Below are 18,636 nucleotides of genomic sequence, written 5' to 3'. Positions count from 1 at the left end.
GATTCCTCGGTGCCACGGGAACCAGGCCGGACGGGGGTGTGGCCGGCCCGGTCCCGCGTCCGGCGTCAGGAGTCGCGTCGAACAGCCTCGACGCGACGGCGCCGGAGCACCATGCCGGCCCAGCCGACGCCGATCGCGGCGGCACCGGCGAGCAGCAGCGGACCGGTGGCCGAGGTGCCGGCCACGGCCGCGGAGCTGGTCGGGACGATCCGGCCGGCCGGGGCGTTCGGGTCCCCGCCGTGGCCGTGGTGGGCGACGGTGGACTTGGGGGCGTCGGCCGCGATCTGGGCGTCGCTGGGCGCGGCCGGGGCCTGGGCGGCGAGCGCCGGGGCGACGGCGGCGGAAGCCGGGCCGAAGTCGACGTCGGAGCAGCTGTAGAACGCCTCCGGGCTGTCGCTGCGCTGCCAGATCATGTACAGCAGCTGGCGGCCGGTGCGCTGCGGCAGGGTGCCGGAGTAGGTGTAGTAGCCGTTGCTGGCGGTGCGGTCGACCTGCACCTGGACCACCGGGGTCGGGTCGAGGTCCGACCACTTCAGCGGCTTGGTGGGGTCGTAGCCCGGCTTGGTGAGGTAGACGGTCTGGGTGCCGATGTGCGGCGCGGTGGTGCGGAACTGGAAGGTGAACGCGCCGGCCTTGACCGGGGTGGCGGGCCAGTCGGTGCGCGGCCAGTCCAGGGCGGCGTACTTGTCGCGGTTGGCCGAGCAGAGCCTGCCGTCCGGGATCAGCGCCTGGTGGTTGCCGTTGGCGTTGGCGATGTTGACCTCGTTCCAGTCGTACAGCGGCTGGGTGCCGCTCGCGGCGACGAGGTCCTTGCAGACCTGGGACACCGGGTGCTCGGGGCCCTCCGCGTAGCAGGCGGCGACCCGGCTGACGGGGTTGGTCATCGTGCCGTGGGCGCCGGCGGTGCCGGCGGCGGTCGCGGCCACGGCGAGGACCGCGGCGCCGACCACACCGACGGACAGGGCACTTCGCTTGATGGACATGGGGTGGGGACTCCTTGACCGTCGTTCCGGGCGGGTGTGGGGGAACGGGCACGCCTGCCCGCTCGGGGGCCGCCGGCCCGGTGCGCGACCCCCGGCCAGAGCGTAGGATTGGTCTGGACCAGAGCGCAATAGCCGTGTGTGGACCGCTTGTTGACGGACTGTATGCCCCCGATCAGCGCAAAGGCCCGATGGAAGGCCGGAGTTGGGTCTTCCATCGGGCCCGCTTAAGGCTCCGGAAAGGTCGGGCTCAGAAGTTCAGGTTGCCGTTGACCGTCTCGGTGTGGACGACCTTGCCGGCGTTGCCGACCTGGAGGACGGTGCCGTGGACCGTCGTGTTCTTGAGCTCGTTGTGGTACACGGTGGTCGCCTCCTCCGGCGGCTCCGGTGCGAACTCGTCGAGGATCGACCGGAGTTCGTCGACCATGGCCGGGTTGCCGGCCAGCAGTCGGCGAAGCTTCGGCGCCCACTCGCCCTGCGCGCTCTGGGCGGCGGACTCGCTGTCGCCCTCCTGCGCCGCGACCAGCTCGGCGTGGGTCTCGTCCAGCTCCTCGGAGACCGACTCCGCCTTGTGGCCGAACATCGCCGCGATGCGCGGCTTGACCCGCTCCCAGGCCGAGGTGACCATGAGGCCGGCCAGAGCGGCCGCGCCCCTCGTTGCGATTTCCGTGATCTCGGCGTCCAATGCCGCTCCCTCGTTCATGACGCAGTGTCGGCACCACGGTAGGGCAAGGGCGGACGAAGCGTCAGAGGAACGTCTTTCCCTCGCCCCGGTAGGTCGGGACGGTCCGGACGACCCGGTCGCCCTCGATCAGGTGCAGTTCGGCGAAGCGCTCGCACAGCTCGCCCGCCTTGGCGTGCCGGAACCAGACCCGGTCGCCGATCAGCAGGTCGTCGGCGGCCGAGCCGAGCAGCGGGGTCTGCACCTCCCCGGCGCCCTCCATCGGGTCGTAGCGCAGGCCCGGCGGCAGGTACGGTACCGGCGAGCGATCCGGGCCGGCCGCGCCGGAGGCCGGGTAGCCGCCGCCGAGCACCGTCACCACGCCGACGCCGGGGCGGCGCACCACCGGCTGGCCGAACAGGGCGGCCGGACGGCCCCGGAAGGAGCGGTAGTTGTCGAACAGCTGCGGTGCGTACAGCCCGGAGCCGGCCGCCACCTCGGTGACGGCGCGCTCGGCCACGGTGGACTCCACGCTGCCGGTGCCGCCGCCGTTGACGAACTCCAGCTCGGCCACCTGCCGCAGCCGCCGGACCACCGCCGCGCGCCGTTCGGCCAGTTCGGCCCGGGACGTGGCCTGCATCAGCCGGATCAGCTGCGAGCGCACCGGCCGCCCGGGCACCCGGTCGCCCACCCCGGCGACGTGGCCCTCGTACGCCATCAGGCCGACCACCCGGAAGCCCGGGCGGCGCTGGACGAGTTCGGCGAAGGCGCCGAGGTCCTCGGGGGTGCGCAGCGGCGAGCGCCGGGCGCCGACCCGGATCCGGCCGCCCAGCAGGTGCAGCGCGGTGTCCAGCTCCAGGCAGACCCGCACCTCGGCGTCGCCGCCCCGGGCCTTGTCGATCAGGTCGAGTTGGGCCGGGTCGTCCAGCACGACGGCGATCTCGCGGGCAGCCTCCGGGTCGGCGGTCAGCTCGGCGAAGCCGGCCCGGTCGGCGGAGGGGTAGGCGAGCAGGATGTCGCGGACGCCGGTACGGGCCAGCCAGAGCGACTCGTCCAGGGTGAAGCTCATCACCCCGGCGAAGCCGTCCGTGGCCAGCACCCGCTCCAGCAGGGCCCGGCAGCGCACCGACTTGCTGGCGACCCGGACCGGCTTGCCGCCCGCCCGGCGCACCAGGTCGGCGGCGTTGGCGTCGAAGGCGGCGAGGTCCACGACGGCGACCGGCCCGTCCAGATGGGCGGTGGCCCGGTCGTACCGGTGGCGGTCGGAGGCCGGGGCGGGCGCGGGTGCGTCGAGGATCACCATGGGCGCAGGGTGCCACAGCGGACTACCGGTGGGTAGGGGGCGCGTGCAGGGAAATGGGGGCTGTCGCGGGGGGTGGCATAGGGTCGGGCGGGTGGACCGCAAAGACTTCTCCAACCCGGCGTTCGTCGGCAAGAGCATCCCGAACCCCGGCTTCGGCGACGACGACGGCACCGCCGACCCGGCGCTCACCGAGGCCCTCGCCCGCTGGTCGCAGGACCGTACGGCGGAGCCCGGGGTGCTGGCGGCGCTGACCCCGACCCGGCTGATGGTCCCGATCGTCGCGCTCCTCGGCGAGGTCGAGGTGGACGAGCACGGGCACAAGCACGACAAGAGCAGCGACATGGCCGTCCCGGTGCTGGAGGCCCCGGACGGGCGCCGCGCGCTGCCGGCCTTCACCTCGCTGGAGGCGCTGGCCCGCTGGCGCGCCGACGCCCGGCCGGCGCCGGTGGCCGCCCCGCAGGCCGCGATGGTGGCCTTCTCGGAGCGGGCCGACACCCTGCTGATCGATCCGGCCGGGCCGGTGGCCTACCAGCTGACGGGTGCCCGGCTGCGGGCGCTCGCGGAGAACCGCCCGTTCCTGCCGCCGGCCCGGGACCCCGAGGTGCGCGAGGCGGTCCGGGCGCTGCTGGCGGCCGAGCCGCAGGTGGTCGCCGGGCTGTTGGCGGCCTCCGACGGCTCGGACGGGGTGCTCGCGGTGGTGTTCGACGCGGCGCTCGACCAGCCGGGGCTGCAGGCCGCGGCGCAGCGGGTCGGGCAGGCGGTGGCCGCCGACCCGGTGCTGCGGGTGCGGCTGGACCGCGGGCTGGACCTCGCGGTGCTGCCGGCGGACGCCGAGCTGCCCGGGGAGCCGCTGTACCGGCGGTAGGAGCGGTAGGAGCGGTAGGAAGCGGCGGAAAACGGGAAGGAGCGCCCCGGGCGGGGCGCTCCTTCCGAGGTCGGTCTCAGGATCAGGAGTAGACCGGACCGGTGAACTTCTCGCCCGGGCCCGCGCCCGGCGCGTCCGGGACGAGGGAGGCCTCGCGGAAGGCGAGCTGCAGCGAGCGCAGCCCGTCACGCAGCGGGGCGGCGTGGAAGTTGCTGATCTCCGGGGCACCGGCGGTGACCAGCCCGGCCAGCGCGGTGATCAGCTTGCGGGCCTCGTCCAGGTCCTTGTCCTTCTCGCCGCCCTCGGCGAGACCGCACTTGACGGCGGCCGCGCTCATCAGGTGCACGGCGACGGTGGTGATCACCTCGACGGCCGGGACCTCGGCGATGTCGCGGGTGAGGTCGTCGAAGCCGATCGCGTCGTCGTCCGCGCCGGGGGTCTGGGTGGGCTCGCTGCTCAAGAGGGGCTCGTTCCGTCGTGCCGTGTGGGTACACGTGGAGCGTACAAGGGGCCCGGAACGCGCCGGAAAGGGCAGTGCGCGGGGGCGGAATGGATTTCGACCTCCGGGCGCTGTATGCTTCGAGACTGACCGGCCGGGATCCCGTATGGGGTGCCTGGCCAGCAAGAGGAGGCTCCACCGAGGAGGCCCGAGAGGGCAACCGCGAAAGTCTCCCACCTGATCGACCTCGCGGTCGACGGGTCCCGGTCCGCGACGGGCGCCCTGGCGCCGAGTCGCCGCAGCGTCCCTCACCGGGCGCCGCCCCCGGTTGTGTGGAGCCCCGCTTGTACCGAGCGGGGCTTTTTTCGTGTCGCGGGTGCACACGGTGCCGGAGGGTGCCGGGCAGCGCAGCACGAATGAAGCCCCGCCCAGTGGTCGAGTCCACTACGTGCGACCGCCGTCCGACGGCCGCATCGCAGAAGGTGCAACCGAGGAGGCCCCATCAGCACCGAGCCCCGCATCAACGACCGGATTCGCGTCCCCGAGGTGCGACTCGTCGGTCCCAGCGGCGAGCAGGTCGGCATCGTGCCGCTTGCCAAGGCGCTGGAGCTTGCGCAGGAGTACGACCTCGACCTGGTCGAGGTCGCGGCGACCGCCCGGCCGCCGGTGTGCAAGCTCATGGACTACGGCAAGTTCAAGTACGAGTCGGCCATGAAGGCCCGTGAGGCGCGCAAGAACCAGGCGCACACGGTCATCAAGGAGATGAAGCTCCGGCCGAAGATCGACCCGCACGACTATGACACCAAGAAGGGTCACGTCGTTCGGTTCCTCAAGCAGGGCGACAAGGTCAAGATCACGATCATGTTCCGCGGTCGTGAGCAGTCCCGCCCCGAGCTGGGCTTCCGCCTGCTGCAGCGGCTCGCCGACGACGTCCAGGACCTGGGCTTCGTCGAGTCCTCGCCGAAGCAGGACGGCCGTAACATGATCATGGTTCTTGGCCCGCACAAGAAGAAGACCGAGGCGATGGCCGAGGCCCGCGCCCTCGCGGACGCCCGCAAGGCCGAGCGTCAGGGCCGTACCGGCTCCGACGCCGCCTCCGCGGACGACGACGACGCGGTGGCCGAGGACCTGGTGACCGAGGACGCCGTGACCGAGGCGCAGGACGCCCCGGCCGAGGCGCCGGCCACCGAGGCCGAGGCTCCGGTCGAGCAGCCGGCCGCCTCCCAGGGCGCCTGAGCCTTCACGGCCCAGGGCAGTCCGGGGGACCGGCCCCAAGGGTGACGGGGCAGCCCGCCCGGTCACCACAGATCCATCCAGTTCACGCCCGCGTGGCACGCGCTGCGCGGGCGCGAACGGGACCGACGAGGAGATACGGCGAAATGCCGAAGCAGAAGACGCACAGTGGCGCCAGCAAGCGCTTCAAGATCAGTGGCTCTGGCAAGGTGCTGCGCGAGCGCGCCGGCCGCCGCCACCTCCTGGAGCACAAGCCCTCGACGCTGACCCGCAAGCTGGCCGGGACGGTCGAGCTGGCCCCCGCTGACGCCAAGAAGATCAAGAAGCTTCTCGGCAAGTGATCGCCCTCCCGCCCGGCGCGAGCCGTGAGCGGGGCAGCTGATCCTTCCCGACCCATTCGAATGACGGACCACGTGAAGTAGTCCGTGGTCCAACCCAAGGAGTAATCAAGTGGCACGCGTCAAGCGGGCAGTCAACGCCCACAAGAAGCGCCGGGTCATCCTGGAGCGCGCCAGCGGCTACCGTGGCCAGCGCTCGCGCCTGTACCGCAAGGCCAAGGAGCAGGTCACCCACTCGCTGGTCTACAACTTCAACGACCGCAAGAAGCGCAAGGGCGACTTCCGTCAGCTGTGGATCCAGCGCATCAACGCTGCGGCCCGTGCCAACGGCATCACCTACAACCGCTTCGTGCAGGGTCTGAAGGCCGCCAGCGTCGAGATCGACCGCAAGATGCTGGCCGACCTGGCCGTCAACGACCCGGGTGCGTTCGCCTCCCTGGTCGAGGTCGCCCAGAAGGCGCTGCCGGCCGACGTGAACGCCCCGAAGGCCGCCGCGGACGCCGCCTGATCTTCCGAGATCGGTTGAGCTCTGACCGGACCCGCAGGCTCTCCTGCGGGTCCGGTTCTGCGTTTCAGCCCCCAGGCGGCCACCGCCCCCCGGGTGACCGCCGCCCCCAGCAGCCTCCGTCCGCCGGCGCCCCGCGCCCGCCGGCGCCTCCAGAGAACGAGACCATGCCGAGCACCGACACCCCCCTGCTGACCTCCCTGCGCTCGCCGCGCGTCGTCGCCGCCCGCCGGCTGGCCAAGCGCAACCAGCGGACCAAGGAGCGCCGCTTCCTGGCCGAGGGCCCGCAGGCCGTCCGGGAGGCCATCGCGTTCGGCAGGCTGCCGGGCACGGCCGAGCACGCCGTGGTGGAGGTCTACGCGACCCCGGAGGCCGCCGAGCGGCACGCCGGCATCGTCGAGGCCGCCCTCGCCGAGGGGCTGCCGGTGCTGACCGCCACCGACGAGGTCATCGCCGGGATCTGCGACACCGTGACCCCGCAGGGCATCGTGGCGCTCTGCCGCTTCATCGACACCCCCTTCGACGAGGTGCTCAAGGCCCGCCCCCGGCTGGTCGCGATCCTCGCCCACGTGCGCGACCCCGGGAACGCCGGCACCGTGCTGCGCACCGCCGACGCGGCCGGGGCGGACGCGGTGGTGCTCACCGACGCCTCGGTGGACCTCTACAACCCGAAGGCCGTCCGGGCCTCCGTGGGCAGCCTCTTCCACCTGCCGGTGGCCGTCGGCGTGCCGGTCGAGGAGGCCGTCGGCAAGCTGCGCGAGGCGGGCGTCCGGGTGCTCGCCGCGGACGGCGCGGGGGAGCGCGACCTGGACCAGGAGCTGGACGAGGGCACCCTGGCCGCGCCCGGCGCGTGGGTGTTCGGCAACGAGGCGTGGGGGCTCCCGGAGGAGACCCGGGCGCTCACCGACGAGGTCGTGCGCGTCCCGATCCACGGCCACGCCGAGAGCCTCAACCTGGCCACCGCCGCGGCCGTCTGCCTGTACGCCTCGGCGCGGGCGCAGCGTTCGCCGGGCGGCTGCCGCTCGAACGCCTGACGCACCCGGGGGCGCGTGGATCACCCCCCTGCAAGCCCTACTGCGGGGGCCTGGGAGGCGCTAGGGTCTGCCTCGGTGGGGGGAACGGCACGGTGGGTAATCGGGGAGGCAACCCATGGTCGGCAGCGGGCCCGAGCTCGATCCGGACGACCTTCCGGACGGCCTGGTGGTCGCCGACGGGCTGGGCCGGGTGGTCTGCTTCAACCGGGCCGCGGCCCGGCTCACCGGCGTGTCCGCGGAGGCCGCGCTCGGCAGCGAGCTGGAGGACGTCCTCCAGCTGGAGGACCTGGACGGCCGGCGCTGGTGGCAGCTGACCGACCCGTACGGCGGCCTGGCCACCCGCACCCGCCAGCCGGAGCGCAACCTGCTGCTGCCCGGCGGCCGCGAGGTGCTGGTCTCCGCCCGGTACGTCCGTACGGCGCGGTGCGGGCCGGTGGAGCGCCTGGTGATCGCCCTGCGCGGCACCGAGGCGCGGCGCCGCACCGAGCGCAGCCACGCCGAGCTGATCGCCACCGTCGCGCACGAGCTGCGCTCGCCGCTGACCAGCGTCAAGGGCTTCACGGCGACGCTGCTGGCCAAGTGGGAGCGGTTCACCGACGGGCAGAAGCGGCTGATGCTGGAGACGGTGGACGCCGACGCCGACCGGGTCACCCGGCTGATCGCCGAGCTGCTGGACATCTCCCGGATCGACGCGGGCCGGCTGGAGCTGCGCAAGCAGGTGGTGGACCTGGCCGCGGCGGTGCACCGGCACGTCGAGCGCAAGGTCGCCACCGGCATCCCCGAGGAGCGCTTCGACGTCCGGGTCAACGAGCCGCTGACCGTCCTGTGGGCCGACCCGGACAAGGTCGACCAGGTGCTCGGCAACCTGCTGGAAAATGCGGTGCGGCACGGCGAGGGAACTGTCACGATCGAGGTGGCACCGGCCAAGGAGGTCGTCGAGGCGCCCGTCTGGGAGCGCTCCGGCACTCCGCCCCGCATCGTGGAAGGCACAGCGGTCACCGTGAGCGATGAAGGAAGCGGCATCCCCGAGGAATCGATGCCGCGCGTCTTCACCCGCTTCTGGCGCGGCTCCAAGCGCGGCGGCACGGGCCTGGGCCTCTACATCGTCAAGGGCATCGTGGAGGCCCACGGCGGTTCCATCAGCGTCGACCGCGCACCCGGCGGCGGCGCCCGGTTCCGATTCATCCTGCCCGCCGGCGTCCCCGACTTCATGCTCTGAACCGCTGCTCCGCGTTCCCGCCCCGAGGGTGCGGGAACGAACGGCGGAGCAGCCCCGACAGAGCGCCGAGGTCCCGCCGGACGGGCTTCGCGGCAGCCGCGCTACGCGCTGCGACTACACTCGACCTTTGGCGTCGCGCAACGCCCTGCGCGGCTGAGCCGCGGACATCCACTCCCGTGAGCCTCCGGTGAACGGAGAACGGCTGCCCGTGCCTCCGGCCCCGCCGGGCGTGACGCGAAGGCGAGCCCACCCACCTGAGCACGGACGAGCAGGAGCACGGGAAAGATAGAGATGTCGGCACCCAACAAGTCGTACGACCCGGTCGAGGTCGAGGCCCTCAAGCCCGAGGTGGTGGAGCAGGCGCGGGACGAGGCCGTCGCCGCCTTCGCCGCCGCCACCACCCTGGACGAGCTGAAGCAGGCCAAGGTCGCCCACACCGGCGACCGGTCCCCGCTCTCGCTCGCCAACCGCGAGATCGGCGCCCTGCCCCCGCACGCCAAGGCCGCCGCCGGCAAGATGATCGGCCAGGCCCGCGGCGTGGTCGGTCAGGCCCACGCCCGGCGGCAGGCCGAGCTGGAGGCGGAGCGGGACACCCGCGTGCTGGTCGAGGAGGCGGTGGACGTCACGCTGCCGTACGACCGCACCCCGCGCGGCGCCCGGCACCCGCTGACCACCATGGCCGAGCGCATCGAGGACACCTTCGTGGCCATGGGCTACCAGGTCGCCGAGGGCCCCGAGGTCGAGGCCGAGTGGCTCAACTTCGACGCCCTCAACCTGGGCCCGGACCACCCGGCCCGCTCGATGCAGGACACCTTCTTCGTCCAGGCCCCGGACGGCTCCGCCGACTCGGGCGTGGTGCTGCGCACCCAGACCTCCCCGGTCCAGGCCCGCACCATGCTCGACCGCGAGCCCCCGCTCTACGTGGTCTGCCCCGGCCGGGTCTACCGGACCGACGAGCTGGACGCCACCCACACCCCGGTCTTCCGGCAGGTCGAGGGTCTCGCGGTGGACGAGGGCATCACCTTCGCCGACCTCAAGGGCACCATCGAGGTGCTGGTCGAGAAGCTGATCGGTGGCGGTCTGGAACTGCGCTGGCGCCCCTCGTACTTCCCGTTCACCGAGCCGTCGGCCGAGATCGACCTGCAGTGCTTCGTGTGCCGCGGGGCGAGCGTCGGCAACCCGGACCGGCCGTGCCGCACCTGCTCCTCCGAGGGCTGGATCGAGCTCGGCGGCTGCGGCGTGGTCAACCCGCGGGTGCTCATCGCCTGCGGCGTCGACCCGAACCGCTACAGCGGCTTCGCCTTCGGCCTGGGCCTGGAGCGGATCCTGATGAATCGTCACAACGTCGCCGACATGCGCGACATGGTCGAGGGTGACGTGCGCTTCACCCTCCCGTTCGGGATGGAGATCTGATGCGCGTCCCGCTTTCCTGGCTGCGCGAGTACGTCGACCTGCCGGCCGGCGAGACCGGCCGTGACGTCGCCGAGCGCCTGGTCCGGGCCGGCCTGGAGGTCGAGACCGTCGAGCAGCTCGGCGGCGAGCTCAAGGGCCCGCTGGTGGTCGGCGAGGTGCTCTCCATCGACGAGCTGACCGGCTTCAAGAAGCCGATCCGGCACTGCTACGTCAACGTCGGCGACGCCAACGGCACCGGCGAGCCGCAGGAGATCGTCTGCGGCGCGACCAACTTCGCGGTCGGCGACAAGGTCGTGGTCGTGCTCCCCGGCGCCGTGCTGCCCGGCCCCTTCCCGATCGCGGCCCGCCAGACCTACGGCCACACCTCGGCCGGCATGATCTGCTCCGCCCGTGAGCTGGGCATGGGCGACGACCACAGCGGCATCATCGTGCTCCCGCCGGAGTACGAGCCCGGCACCGACGCCATCGAGCTGCTCCAGCTCGTCGACGAGGTGCTCGACATCGCCGTCACCCCGGACCGCGGCTACTGCCTGTCGCTGCGCGGGGTGGCCCGCGAGGCCGCCGCCGCGTACGGTCTGCCGCTGGCCGACCCGGCGCTGCTCGACGTGCCGCCGGCCAACTCCTTCGGCTACCTGGTCAAGGTCAACGACCCGGTCGGCTGCGACCGCTTCGTGGCCCGTACGGTCGTCGGCGTCGACCCGAACGCCAAGTCCCCGATCTGGCTGCAGCGCCGCCTGCAGAAGGCCGGCATCCGCCCGATCTCGCTGACCGTCGACATCACCAACTACGTGATGCTGGAGGTCGGCCAGCCGCTGCACGCCTACGACAAGCAGCGCGTGAACGGCCCGATCGTGGTCCGCCGGGCGGAGGAGGGCGAGACCCTCACCACCCTCGACGGCGTCGAGCGCAAGCTCTCCGCCGAGGACCTGCTGATCTGCGACAGCAGCGGCCCGATCGGCCTGGCCGGCGTCATGGGCGGCGCCTCCACCGAGATCCTCGACCCGGCCGCCGGCCCGGGCACCACCGAGGTCATCATCGAGGCGGCGCACTTCGACCCGGTCGCCATCGCCCGCACCGCCAAGCGGCACAAGCTGCCCTCCGAGGCGTCCAAGCGCTTCGAGCGCGGCGTCGACCCGGAGGCCGCCCGCGCCGCCGCGCAGCGCGCCGTCGACCTGCTCGTCCTGATCGCCGGCGGCACCGCCGAGGCCGGGGTCACCGACATCGCCGCCCCGCACCCGGTGCGCACCATCACCATCGCCGCCGACCTGCCCGACCGGGTGGCCGGCACCGAGTACGGCCGCGAGACCGTCACCCGGCGCCTGCAGGAGGTCGGCTGCTCGGTCGCCGGTGCGGACGTCCTGGAGGTCACCCCGCCGACCTGGCGCCCCGACCTCACCGACCCGTACGACCTCGCGGAGGAGGTCATCCGGCTGGAGGGCTACGACAACGTCCCCGCCCGGATGCCCAACGTCCCGCCGGGCAAGGGCCTGACCGAGGCCCAGCGCGTCAACCGCCGGATCGGCGTCGCGCTGGCCGCGGCCGGCTACGTCGAGGTCAACAACTACCCGTTCCTCGGCGAGGCCGCCTGGGAGGCGCTCGGCCTGGAGGCGGACGACCGCCGCCGCCGGACGGTGAAGCTGGTCAACCCGCTCAACGACGAGGAGCCGGCGCTGCGCACCACCATGCTGCCGGGCCTGCTCGGGGCGCTGCGCCGCAACATCGGCCGCGGCAACACCGACCTGGCGATCTTCGAGACCGGCACCGTCTTCCTGCCCAAGGACGAGCTGAGCGTGGCCCCCCGCCCGGCCGTCGACCACCGGCCCAGCGACGAGGAGCTGGCCGAGCTCGACGCCGCGCTGCCGGACCAGCCGCGCCGGATCGCCGTCGCCCTCGCGGGCGAGCGGCTGCCGTCGGGCTGGTGGGGCAAGGGCGACCAGGCCTCCTGGGCGGACGCCGTCGAGGCGGCCCGCACGGTGGCCCGTGCGGCCGGCGTCGAGCTGACCGTGCGCCAGGGGCAGCTGGCGCCCTGGCACCCGGGCCGCTGCGCCGAGCTGGTCGTCGCCGGCACCGACCGGGTGGTCGGCCACGCCGGTGAGCTGCACCCGCGGGTGGTCAAGGCGCTCGGGCTGCCGGCCCGTAGCGCCGCGATGGAGATCGACGTCGACCTGCTGACGGCCGACGGTGCCGAGCGGGTCAGTGGCCCGACCGTCTCCGGCTTCCCGGTGGCCACCCAGGACGTCGCGCTGATCGTCGACACGAAGGTCCCGGCCGCCGACGTCGAGTCCGCGCTGCGCGCGGGCGCCGGCGAACTGCTGGAGGCCATCCGGCTGTTCGACGTGTTCACCGGCGAGCAGATCGGCGAGGGCAAGAAGTCGCTGGCCTACGCGCTGCGCTTCCGCGCCGTCGACCGCACGCTGACCGCCGACGAGGCCAGCGCGGCCCGCGAGGCGGCCGTGGCCGAGGCCGTCGCCCGCACCGGAGCGGTGCTGCGCGGCGCCTGATCCCGTAGCGCCCCAGGAGGGCCCCGCCCGGACCACCGAGGTCCGGGCGGGGCCCTTCGCGTTTCCCGGATTTGACGGTGTCTTGGGTTGACGGAGTCTCAGCTCATGGTTTATCTCTTTACCTATGGAAGTAGATAAAGGCGACGACCAGCCCTCGCCGATCGAGTTCCGCCTGGACCCGGCCTCCGGCGTCCCGACCTATCTGCAGCTCGTGCAGCAGGTCGAACAGGCGCTGCGGATGGGCTGGTTGACCGAGGGGGACCGGCTGCCCCGGGTGCGCGAGGCGGTGGCCGGGCTGGCGATCAACCCGAACACCGTGCTCAAGGCGTACCGCGAACTGGAGCACCGAGGCCTCGCCGTCGGCCGCCGGGGCCAGGGCACCTTCGTACGGGGGCTGCCCGCAGGGGTGGTGCCGCTGCGCGAACGGGCCGCGCTGCGGCGGGGGTTGCTGGACTGGATGCGCTCGGCGCGGACCGCCGGGCTGGACGAGGAGGGGATGGCCGCGGTGTTCGAGGACGCGCTGCGCGACCTGCGCGAGGGTCGGGACGGGGTGGTGGCCTGATGGCCGTGGACACGGTGATCGACTGCGCCGGGCTCGGCAAGCGCTACCGCCGCTCCTGGGCGCTGCGGGACTGCCGGCTCGCCGTCCCGGCCGGGCACGTGGTGGCGCTGGTCGGCCCGAACGGCGCCGGCAAGACCACGCTGCTGAGCCTGGCCGCCGGCCTGAGCCTGCCGAGCGAGGGCGCCCTGACCGTCCTCGGCGACCAACTCCCCGGCTCGCCCAGGGCGTTGGACCGGATCGGCTTCGTCGCCCAGAACGCCTCGCTCTACCCGGGCCTGCCCGTACGCGACCTGCTCGCGATGGGCCGCCACCTCAACCGCCGGTGGGACGGCGACCGCGCCAAGGCCCACCTGGAGGGCCTCGGCATTCCGCTGGACCGCCGGTACGGCCGCCTCTCCGGCGGTCAGCAGGCCCAGGTCTCGCTCGCCCTCGCGCTCGCCAAGCGCCCCGAACTCCTGCTGCTGGACGAGCCCTTGGCCTCGCTCGACCCGCTGGCCCGGCATGACTTCATGGCCGTGCTGCTGACCGCGGTGGCCGAGGACGGGCTGTCGGTGATGTTCTCCTCCCACGCCGTCAACGAGCTGGAGCAGAGCTGCGACTACCTGGTGGTGCTCGGCGGCGGCCGGGTCCAGGTGGCGGGGGAGGTGGACGACCTGCTGGGCGGCCACCGGATGCTCACCGGCCCGACCGTCGAGGCGGACGACGTCGCCGACCGGCTGCCGGTGGTCCGCGACCGCCGGGCCGGAGCCCAGTCCCACCTGCTGGTCCGCACCGGTGGCGTGGACGCCCCGGTCTCCGGCGAATGGCGCCAACAGCGCATCGGCCTGGAGGAGTTGGTGCTCGCCTACCTGCGCGAGCCGACCGCCTCCGCCCTCCCCGGCCCGCGCGGGGCCCTCCCCCCGAACGAGAAGGTACTGCTGCCGTGAGCTCCACGACCATCGCGCCGCCCCGCTCCGCCGTCCTGCGGGCGGCCGGGCTGCGCCACCGGCCCGCGCTGCGGACCCTGCTGGGCGTCCTCGCCGGGCTGATCCTCGTGCTGGCCGTCACCGGGTACTACGTCCACGCGGGACTCGACCGCTCCGGTGCGGCCGAGTGCGACATGGCGCTGCGGACGTGCAACGAGCGCTGGAAGGAGTTCCGGCGCGAGTACGGCACCGGGCTGATGGTCGGCGGGAACGTGGTCTACTTCCTGGGCGGTGCCCTCGGGGCGTTCGTCGGAGCCCCGCTGCTGGCCCGGGAGTTCGAGCACGGCACGGTGCGCTTCGCCTGGACCCAGGGAGCCGGGCGCACCCGCTGGACGGTCGGCGGACTGGTCGTCGTCGGCAGCACGCTGGCCGTCGCGACGGCCCTGACGGCGGCGGTGCTCAACTGGTGGATCGCGCCGCTGGCGGCGACTGGGGGCCGGTTCGCTCCGCTGGTGTTCGCCAGCGCCCCTCCCGCGCTGCTGGGCCGGGTGCTGCTGGTCTTCGCGCTGTCCGCGCTCGCCGGGGCCGTGCTGCGGCGGACGCTGGTGGCGGTGGGGATCGGGGTGGCGGCCTCGGTGGTGACCACCCTGGTCGCCGAGTCGCTGCGCTTCCACTACCGCACCCCGTTCGAGGACACCGTGCACACGCTCGCCCAGACCTCGCTCGACCACCGCTGGGAGGGCAGCTTCTGGGTCACCGACCCGGCGGGGAACCGGCTCGGCCTCGACCGGCTCTACGATCTGGGCGGCGACTACTACGGGGCCCAGAAGCTGCTGAGCGATGGCGGCTACTCGCTGCACGAGTCCTACCAGCCGGCCGACCGCTACTGGCCTTTCCAGTTCATCGAGTTCGGCTGGACGGCCCTGCTCGCCGTGGCCCTGTGCGCGGCGGCGGTCTGGTGGGTCCGGCGCCGGGCGGTCTGACCTGGGGCTCCCATGATCGCTTGAAGAGTTTCCGTCAAAACCCTTGCGGGGGCGGGGCCGGAGGGCGTTTCCTTTCCTCTCGTTAGGAAAGTTTCCTAACCCATGAGGAATCGGAGCGTCCCATGCGCCCTCAGCCCCGTCGTGCCCTCCGCATAGCCCTCGCCGCCGCCCTGGTGGCCGCGCCCCTCACCGTCGCGGCCACCACGGCGGCCCAGGCCGCTCCGGCGCCGGCCGCGTCCGTCCAGCTCAAGGGGGTCGGGCTGGACGACCCGCACAAGAAGGACATCGCGATGCAGCTGGTGTCCAGTGCGGAGAACTCCTCACTGGACTGGAAGGCCCAGTACAAGTACATCGAGGACATCAAGGACGGCCGCGGCTACACCGCCGGCATCATCGGCTTCTGTTCCGGCACGGGCGACATGCTGGAGCTGGTCCAGCACTACACCGACCTCAAGCCCGGCAACATCCTCGCCAAGTACCTGCCGGCTCTGAAGAAGGTCAACGGCACCGAGTCGCACGCCGGCCTCGGCTCCGCCTTCGAGCGCGACTGGGCCACGGCCGCCAAGGACACCGTCTTCCAGCAGGCCCAGAACGACGAGCGCGACCGCGTCTACTTCAACCCCTCCGTCAACCAGGCCAAGGCCGACGGCCTGCGCGCGCTCGGCCAGTTCGTCTACTACGACGCCATCGTCATGCACGGCCCGGGCGACAGCTCGGACAGCTTCGGCGGCATCCGCGCCGCCGCCATGAAGAAGGCCAGGACCCCCGCCCAGGGCGGCGACGAGACCACCTACCTCAAGGCGTTCATGGACGCCCGCAAGGTGGTCATGAAGAAGGAGGACGCCCACTCCGACACCAGCCGGGTGGACACCGAGCAGCTGGTCTTCCTCAACGCCAGGAACTTCGACCTCAACCCGCCGCTGAAGTGGAAGGTCTACGGCGACAGCTACGCCATCAACAGCTGACGCGACGTCAAAAGCCACGAGGAGCAGGGCCCGACGGCCGGATCACGGCCGCCGGGCCCCGCTGTCGCTCCCGCCGGAAGCGGTCAGGCGCTCGCGGTGTAGTCGTAGAAGCCGCGGCCGGACTTGCGGCCCAGCAGGCCCGCGTCGACCATCCGGGAGAGCAGCGGCGGAGCGGCGTACAGCGGCTCCTTGTACTCGTCGTACATCGACTCGGCGATCGAGACGATGGTGTCCAGGCCGATCAGGTCGCACAGCCGCAGCGGGCCCATCGGGTGGGCGCAGCCGGCCTCCATGCCCTTGTCGATGTCGGAGGCGGTGGCCACGCCCGACTCGAACATCCGCACCGCGGACAGCAGGTACGGCACCAGCAGCGCGTTGACCACGAAGCCGGCCCGGTCACGGGCGCGGATCGGCTCCTTGGCGAGCACCTGGGTGGCGAAGGCCTCGACCCGCTCGGTGGTGGTCGCCGAGGTGGTCAGGGTCGGGATGACCTCGACCAGCTTCTGCACCGGCGCCGGGTTGAAGAAGTGCAGGCCGATGACCTGCTCCGGGCGGGAGGTGGCGGCGGCCAGCTTCACGATCGGGATCGAGGAGGTGTTGGAGGCGAGGATCGCGTCGCGGCGCTCGATCACCTGGTCCAGCGTCTGGAAGATCCGGACCTTGATGTCCTCGCGCTCGGCCACGGCCTCGACCACCAGGTCGCGGTCGGCGAAGTCGGACAGCTCCACGGTGAAGGACAGCCGGGCCATCGCCTCGTCCCGCTGCTCGGGGGTCAGCTTGCCGCGCTTGACCGCCGTGTCCAGGGAGTTGGTCAGCCGGGTACGGCCGAACTCCAGCGCCTCACCGCTGGCCTCCGACACCAGGACGTCCAGCCCGGCCCGGGCGAAGACCTCGGCGATGCCCGACCCCATCAGACCGCAGCCGACTACTCCGACGCGCGCGATGTCACTCACTCAGTTGCCCTTCGGTGGTGCTGGGGGTCGCCCAGCGACTGGTGGCCCAGCGAGCTGCTGGTCAACGGGCCGGTGTGCCGGAATGGGTGCACCGGTCACCGCCCCGACGACGTTACTACTCCGTACCGGCCAGTAGGTCACCCCCTCCCCGGAGGAGTGCCACCGCCGGGAGTCGCCCGAACGGGTGAGGCCGTGCGCCCGGCGGGTGTGCCCGGGGCCGCCACCGTCCGCCGACCGACAGAATGCCGCAGACGGGGGCCGGGGACGGGAAGGGAGCACACGGTGCCGACGGGATCGCTCACAGGACAGGTCGCCCTGGTCACCGGCGCCGGCCGGGGCATCGGCCGGGAGATCGCCATCGGCCTGGCCGCCGAGGGAATGGCCGTCGGCCTGGTCGGCCGCACCCACGAGACGCTGACCGAGACCCTCAGGGAGTGCGTCAAGCACGGCTCCCGGGGCGTCGCCGTCACCGCCGACGTCACCCGGCCCGGCTCGGTGCGCGAGGCCGTACGGCTCGTCGAGCGCGACCTCGGCCCGATCGACCTGCTGATCAACAACGCCGGCCTGGTCGACCGCGCCGAGGTGCCGATCTGGGAGACCGACGCCAACCAGTGGTGGCAGGTGATCGAGACCAACCTGCGCGGCCCCTACAACCTGCTGCGCTGCGTACTGCCCGGTATGGTCGCCCGGCGGAGCGGCCGGGTGATCAACCTCAACTCCGGCTTCGCGCTGCGCCCCGACGGCAACTACACCGCCTACGCCACCTCCAAGGGCGCACTGCTCCAGCTCTCCGACAACATGGCGGACTCGCTCGCCCGGCACGACGTCGTCGTCCTCGACATCAGCCCGGGCGCGGTGGCCACCGACATGACCGCCAGGATGCCGATGTTCAGGGACATGAAGGCCTGGGGCTCCATCCCGTACATGGTCGCGGTCACCGTGGACGCCGCCCGCGGCCGCTTCGACGCGCTGCACGGGCGGTTCATCCACGCCGGGCGGGACGACCTGGAGGAACTGGTCCACCAGGCCGAGGCGATCCGCGCCGCGGACGCGCGCACGCTGCGGCTGCGCCCGTACAAGGACGACGACCCGATGGTCTGACCGGTACGGCGCTCGGGCGCCCCCGGGCCTCGGGCGCCCCCGGGCCTCAGGAGTACTCGGCCCTCACGCGCACAGCTGGCTGGCGGTCACCGGCTTGAGCCCCGCCTTGGCGAGCCCGTCCAAGATGGCCGGCAGTGCGTCCACCGTGCACTGGTGGCCCATGTGCAGGGCCACCACCGAACCGCCGCGCACCGAGTTCAGCACCCGGCGCTGCAGTTCGGCGGCCGAGGGATCGCTGTAGTCGCGCGGGTCGACGTCGAAGGAGAGCACGTGCTCGTAGCCGACGGCCTTGGCCTGCTCGCGCACCATCGGGGTGGCGTACTGCGTGGCGGAGGGCCGGAACCAGCGGCCGATCGAGCCGGTGAGCCGCTGCAGCCGGTCGGCGCACTGGGCGATCTCGGCCCGCGCCTGGTCGGGCGTCATGGCGGAGATGTTGAGGTGGTTCTGGGTGTGGTTGCCCAGCTCGTGGCCGCCGTCCAGGATCCGCCGGGCCATCTGCGGCTGCTGGTCGAGCCAGCTGCCGACGACCATCACGGTCAGCTTGGCGCCGCGCTGCTCGGCGATCTCCAGCAGTGCGGTGGCCAGCTTCGGGTCGCCGCTGCCGTGGAAGGTGAGCGCCACGTTCTTGCCGGTGCGCGGCCCGTACACGACCTCGACCGGGGTGCCGGGCGCGAGC

19 protein-coding genes are annotated in these 18,636 nt (G+C 72.8%); 13 read left to right on the top strand and 6 right to left on the bottom strand.

Annotation, left to right across the window (positions count from 1 at the left end):
• Positions 1-65: 65 nt before the first annotated feature.
• The 3 genes from OP86_RS06710 to OP86_RS06700 form a co-directional block, all read right to left on the bottom strand.
• On the bottom strand, positions 66-983 hold the full coding sequence (locus tag OP86_RS06710) for a lytic polysaccharide monooxygenase auxiliary activity family 9 protein (protein ID WP_030055641.1): 918 nt from the start codon (positions 981-983) through the stop codon (positions 66-68).
• A 247-nt stretch (positions 984-1,230) separates the two neighbouring features.
• On the bottom strand, positions 1,231-1,683 hold the full coding sequence (locus OP86_RS06705) for a hypothetical protein (protein ID WP_063832309.1): 453 nt from the start codon (positions 1,681-1,683) through the stop codon (positions 1,231-1,233).
• A 43-nt stretch (positions 1,684-1,726) separates the two neighbouring features.
• Complete coding sequence (locus OP86_RS06700; protein ID WP_030055643.1) at positions 1,727-2,944, bottom strand: amino acid deaminase/aldolase; 1,218 nt, start codon at positions 2,942-2,944, stop codon at positions 1,727-1,729.
• A gap of 91 nt (positions 2,945-3,035) precedes the next feature.
• Here OP86_RS06700 and OP86_RS06695 point away from each other — a divergent pair, with 91 nt between their 5' ends.
• A complete protein-coding gene (locus OP86_RS06695; protein WP_051829770.1) occupies positions 3,036-3,809 on the top strand; it encodes an SseB family protein in 774 nt (257 codons plus the stop codon).
• Positions 3,810-3,891: 82 nt separating this feature from the next.
• Here OP86_RS06695 and OP86_RS06690 read toward each other — a convergent pair whose 3' ends face one another.
• A complete protein-coding gene (locus OP86_RS06690) occupies positions 3,892-4,269 on the bottom strand; it encodes a DUF1844 domain-containing protein (protein ID WP_051829769.1) in 378 nt (125 codons plus the stop codon).
• A gap of 480 nt (positions 4,270-4,749) precedes the next feature.
• Here OP86_RS06690 and infC point away from each other — a divergent pair, with 480 nt between their 5' ends.
• The 11 genes from infC to OP86_RS06635 all read left to right on the top strand — a co-directional run bounded on the left by infC (position 4,750) and on the right by OP86_RS06635 (position 15,906).
• Positions 4,750-5,484 (top strand): translation initiation factor IF-3, encoded by a 735-nt coding sequence (gene infC, locus OP86_RS06685; RefSeq protein WP_063832308.1) that lies wholly within the window; start codon positions 4,750-4,752, stop codon positions 5,482-5,484.
• Positions 5,485-5,627: 143 nt separating this feature from the next.
• Positions 5,628-5,822 carry a 50S ribosomal protein L35 gene (rpmI, locus tag OP86_RS06680; RefSeq protein ID WP_030055648.1) on the top strand — a complete coding sequence of 65 codons (195 nt, stop codon included), beginning with the start codon at positions 5,628-5,630 and terminating at the stop codon, positions 5,820-5,822.
• Between the two features lie 109 nt (positions 5,823-5,931).
• A complete protein-coding gene (gene rplT, locus OP86_RS06675; RefSeq protein ID WP_030055649.1) occupies positions 5,932-6,327 on the top strand; it encodes a 50S ribosomal protein L20 in 396 nt (131 codons plus the stop codon).
• A 164-nt stretch (positions 6,328-6,491) separates the two neighbouring features.
• Positions 6,492-7,358 (top strand): TrmH family RNA methyltransferase, encoded by an 867-nt coding sequence (locus OP86_RS06670; protein WP_030055650.1) that lies wholly within the window; start codon positions 6,492-6,494, stop codon positions 7,356-7,358.
• Positions 7,359-7,473: 115 nt separating this feature from the next.
• The gene (locus OP86_RS06665; protein WP_030055651.1) at positions 7,474-8,577 is read left to right on the top strand and encodes a sensor histidine kinase; all 1,104 of its coding nucleotides are present in this window, start codon (positions 7,474-7,476) and stop codon (positions 8,575-8,577) included.
• Between the two features lie 291 nt (positions 8,578-8,868).
• Positions 8,869-9,990 (top strand): phenylalanine--tRNA ligase subunit alpha, encoded by a 1,122-nt coding sequence (gene pheS / locus OP86_RS06660; protein WP_030055652.1) that lies wholly within the window; start codon positions 8,869-8,871, stop codon positions 9,988-9,990.
• Positions 9,990-12,491 (top strand): phenylalanine--tRNA ligase subunit beta, encoded by a 2,502-nt coding sequence (gene pheT / locus OP86_RS06655; protein ID WP_030256207.1) that lies wholly within the window; start codon positions 9,990-9,992, stop codon positions 12,489-12,491. Before pheS ends, pheT begins: the two co-directional genes overlap by 1 nt.
• 124 nt (positions 12,492-12,615) lie before the next feature.
• Positions 12,616-13,053 (top strand): GntR family transcriptional regulator, encoded by a 438-nt coding sequence (locus OP86_RS06650; protein ID WP_051829768.1) that lies wholly within the window; start codon positions 12,616-12,618, stop codon positions 13,051-13,053.
• A complete protein-coding gene (locus OP86_RS06645; RefSeq protein WP_051829767.1) occupies positions 13,053-13,979 on the top strand; it encodes an ATP-binding cassette domain-containing protein in 927 nt (308 codons plus the stop codon). The genes OP86_RS06650 and OP86_RS06645 overlap by 1 nt, the downstream gene beginning before the upstream one ends.
• Entirely contained in the window at positions 13,976-14,941 is a 966-nt protein-coding gene (locus tag OP86_RS06640) for an ABC transporter permease subunit (protein WP_030055656.1), read from the top strand. The genes OP86_RS06645 and OP86_RS06640 overlap by 4 nt, the downstream gene beginning before the upstream one ends.
• A gap of 122 nt (positions 14,942-15,063) precedes the next feature.
• On the top strand, positions 15,064-15,906 hold the full coding sequence (locus OP86_RS06635) for a chitosanase (RefSeq protein WP_030055657.1): 843 nt from the start codon (positions 15,064-15,066) through the stop codon (positions 15,904-15,906).
• Positions 15,907-15,989: 83 nt separating this feature from the next.
• On the opposite strand, the gene OP86_RS06630 is transcribed toward OP86_RS06635, so the two are convergent.
• A complete protein-coding gene (locus tag OP86_RS06630; RefSeq protein WP_030055658.1) occupies positions 15,990-16,859 on the bottom strand; it encodes a 3-hydroxybutyryl-CoA dehydrogenase in 870 nt (289 codons plus the stop codon).
• A 282-nt stretch (positions 16,860-17,141) separates the two neighbouring features.
• Here OP86_RS06630 and OP86_RS06625 point away from each other — a divergent pair, with 282 nt between their 5' ends.
• Positions 17,142-17,960 carry an SDR family NAD(P)-dependent oxidoreductase gene (locus OP86_RS06625; RefSeq protein WP_030055659.1) on the top strand — a complete coding sequence of 273 codons (819 nt, stop codon included), beginning with the start codon at positions 17,142-17,144 and terminating at the stop codon, positions 17,958-17,960.
• A 63-nt stretch (positions 17,961-18,023) separates the two neighbouring features.
• Here the strand turns inward: OP86_RS06625 and OP86_RS06620 are convergent.
• Positions 18,024-18,636, bottom strand: a 613-nt coding sequence (locus OP86_RS06620) for a polysaccharide deacetylase family protein (RefSeq protein WP_033331179.1), incomplete at its 5' end; no start/stop codon positions are given.

Source organism: Streptomyces novaecaesareae (genome assembly GCF_000716875.1).
GTDB classification, from domain to species: Bacteria; Actinomycetota; Actinomycetes; order Streptomycetales; family Streptomycetaceae; genus Kitasatospora; species Kitasatospora novaecaesareae.
Note: the sequence above shows the minus strand (reverse complement) of the source record. Positions and strands in the feature narration are given on the sequence as shown.